General features: G+C 49.9%; 4 protein-coding genes. 2 read left to right on the plus strand and 2 right to left on the minus strand.

The genetic code is table 11. The features are described 5' to 3' along the window. A partial coding sequence (locus PPL9_RS30230) for a serine hydrolase (RefSeq protein WP_082597186.1) occupies positions 1-878 on the plus strand: 878 nt, incomplete at its 5' end. Between the two features lie 374 nt (positions 879-1,252). On the opposite strand, the gene PPL9_RS30235 is transcribed toward PPL9_RS30230, so the two are convergent. After that, on the minus strand, positions 1,253-1,606 hold the full coding sequence (locus PPL9_RS30235) for a YbaN family protein (RefSeq protein WP_057466196.1): 354 nt from the start codon (positions 1,604-1,606) through the stop codon (positions 1,253-1,255). 279 nt (positions 1,607-1,885) lie between these two features. On the opposite strand from PPL9_RS30235, the gene PPL9_RS30240 reads away from it, so the two are divergent. Continuing rightward, positions 1,886-2,635: a DUF502 domain-containing protein gene (locus tag PPL9_RS30240; protein ID WP_057466305.1), complete on the plus strand. Its 750-nt coding sequence runs from the start codon at positions 1,886-1,888 to the stop codon at positions 2,633-2,635. Between the two features lies 1 nt (position 2,636). Here PPL9_RS30240 and PPL9_RS32690 read toward each other — a convergent pair. Next, positions 2,637-2,844: hypothetical protein (locus tag PPL9_RS32690; RefSeq protein WP_057466197.1), on the minus strand; the 208-nt coding region annotated here is incomplete at its 5' end.

The raw sequence follows: 2,844 nt of genomic DNA on the forward strand, positions 1-2,844 counted from the left end.
AACTGGCTTCGCCTACAAACGAACTACGCCTTGATGCCACACTTCTGGAGCTGGGAATTGATGACGCCCCGGTTTCGCTGACGGAGTTGCAGCGACAGACAACCGTGCGTCATTTGCTGCAAAGTGTTTCAGGTATTAACCACCCGGCTGCCGCATCAGGTAGTCTGCAAGCAGATATCGACAGGCGTTTGAGACACACAGAAAACCAGCCAGGTACTATCTGGGCCTACAACAACTGGGACTATAACGCGCTGACGACTGTTTTTGAAAATACAACAGGCTCCGAGGTTGCAGAGGCGTTTGATATCGGGATAGCACAACCAGTCGGAATGCAAGATTTTGAACGCTCCGCCGTGTCTTATATCTTTGATCCTCAGCAGTCTGAGCATAGGGCGGCGATGTTCAAAATGTCAGCGCGTGACCTTGCAAGAGTTGGAAGTCTCTATCTCAATCGCGGACTTGCTGACAGACAACACATTCTTGCAGAAAACTGGACAAGCCTCATTACGTCTGATTTCAATGAAACAGGCTTTGGCGGATTGCGATGGGGGCATGGATACTTGTGGTGGATACCCAGCCCAGAGACCGGTCTGCCTGAGAGGACTTTCTGGGCGTGGGGGTTGGGAAATCAGGCACTCATAGTGATCCCGGAATGGAATACGATTGTCATCCACCAATCAGACACCACTGAGTTCTTGAAGCGGTTCATATCATTGATCCGCAGTGAAAAAATGACTGGTGAAGAGGCTATCGAGCGGCTTATTCTTTCATGTCGCGAAGCAACCACCCGTGAATCCGAGTATTGCATCGAGCATCGCTTTATCTCGCGGCGCGAGTTCAAACAGCTAATATCGTTAGTCGTTGCAGCACGAGAATAGAGTAGCTTTTCGGTGTGAGACTTATTCGCTCTCCAAGAATAGTCCCAAGGTGCTAGTGACTTCTCATAACCAATCCCTAGTATCTCTCAGCAATGCTCGTAATCCCCCGTTGCGAACGATCTCAACCATTGATGGAAACGCTCCAATGTCCGGTGTTAGCCCAATCTGTCTTAAATTTGGTCAAAATCTCTGTCTGATGTGCAGTGGTGTTGATCGCAGATATTAAAATGAGTTTCCAGACCTATGATCTGCAGGAAAGGCGGGTATGATACTTTATTACTCTCCCACAGTTTTCAAAAGCGCGGGGCTTATTGTTTCGCGTTTTTTTGTTTAGGAGATGTGGTTTCAGAACCTCTTTTACGAGGTATAGACTTTCAAGTGGCCAGGGGTTTGGAGGGGCGGCTGGCTATGTAGGCGGCTATGGCGCACATCATGAGGGCGACTGCTACGGCGAGCAGGATTGTTGGGTGAGACATCTTCAGGAACATCAGGTAGCCAAAGATAAGGCCTGTGAAGGCAAAAAACTTTGCTCTTTTGGGAATGACTTTATGTTCCTGCCACTGGATGACACTTGGTCCGATCTTTGGATGCGTCAGGATCCAGTTTTCCAGGCGCGGGTTGGACTTTGCAAAGCAACCTGCTGCAAGGATGAAGAAAATCGTTGTCGGCAGCAATGGCAAAAAGATGCCAACAATCCCTGTGGCCACAAGGGCTAATCCAAGCGTCATATAGAATAGCTTCTTCACAGAGAGCTCCACTTCCGGCAAGCATGATATGCCTTATACGCCGTGTTGGTGAGTGCTGACAATAGTGGGAGTTTGGCTATTGGCGCATCAACCGGCGACCATGGCTAACATATCCACCCTCTTAGATGAGAAGCATGAATTCTTTTTCAAGAGGAACTTGCAAAACCGACAAAATACACTAGTTCGTAAAGAAGCACGGATATACCTGCGCCTTGTCGCTGATATAAAGCGGAAGGTTCCCGAATTATGAAAGTTTGGCCGATGGGATCTGACGGGGATAAAAAGCCGAAGCGCGTTGGGTTTATGACGCGGCTGCGGAACTATTTCTTTACTGGCCTTGTGATTACAGGCCCGGTTGGCATTACGCTTTACCTGAGTTGGTCCTTGATCCAATTGATTGATGGTTGGGTGAAGCCTTTCCTGCCATCCATCTACAATCCAGATAATTATCTGCCGGTTGAAGTTCCAGGTTTCGGATTGTTTGCAGCGCTGCTCGCAATCACGGTGATCGGCTTCCTGACAGCTAACATTGCAGGGCGTTCGCTTATCAGCGTTGGCGAGTCCATTCTTGGTCGCATGCCGTTGGTGCGGAACCTTTATTCTGCGTTGAAGCAGATCTTTGAAACTGTTTTGAATGACAGCGGGCGTAACTTCACCAAAGCAGGGCTGGTTGAGTATCCGCGCAAAGGTTTGTGGGCGATTGTGTTTCTTGCCACAGATACCAAGGGCGAAGTTGCTGCGCATCTGGAAGAGCAAGCGGATACGGTTTCTGTCTTCTTGCCAACCACGCCGAACCCGACCTCTGGTTTTTTGCTGTTTGTACCGCGCGATGACATCATCGAGCTTTCCATGAGCGTTGAAGATGCCGCAAAGCTGGTGATTTCAGCTGGTCTTGTTAGCCCGGAATATCCGAAGCTGTTAGAGGGCGAGGATAAAAAGGCCGTTGAGGCGCATCAACGTAAGAAAGCTGGCAAAAGCGGCGATGGTCCAGAGACTGTCGCTGCTGAATAGGTCAGCCTGCTCTGAGCAGTTTGATAGCTTCGTCTCTGGCGAAGAGGTACAGGAGGTGGCGCAAGGCGTCGCCTCTTTCTGATTCAAGCTCAGGATCTGTTGCCAGAATAAACTTTGCATCATCACGAGTGATCTCCATCAAATCCGCATGATCTTCAATAGAGGCGAGCCGGAAGCCCGGTGTGCCGGACTGGCGGGGGGCCCGGGGC

This window comes from Pseudovibrio sp. POLY-S9, assembly GCF_001431305.1.
In the GTDB taxonomy this organism is placed as follows: Bacteria; Pseudomonadota; Alphaproteobacteria; order Rhizobiales; family Stappiaceae; genus Pseudovibrio.

Excerpts from the sequence above, each read along its gene's own strand:
- PPL9_RS30235 (WP_057466196.1), bottom strand. The coding sequence starts at position 1,606 with ATGACGCTTGGATTAGCCCTTGTGGCCACAGGGATTGTTGGCATCTTT.
- PPL9_RS30240 (WP_057466305.1), top strand. The coding sequence starts at position 1,886 with ATGGGATCTGACGGGGATAAAAAGCCGAAGCGCGTTGGGTTTATGACG.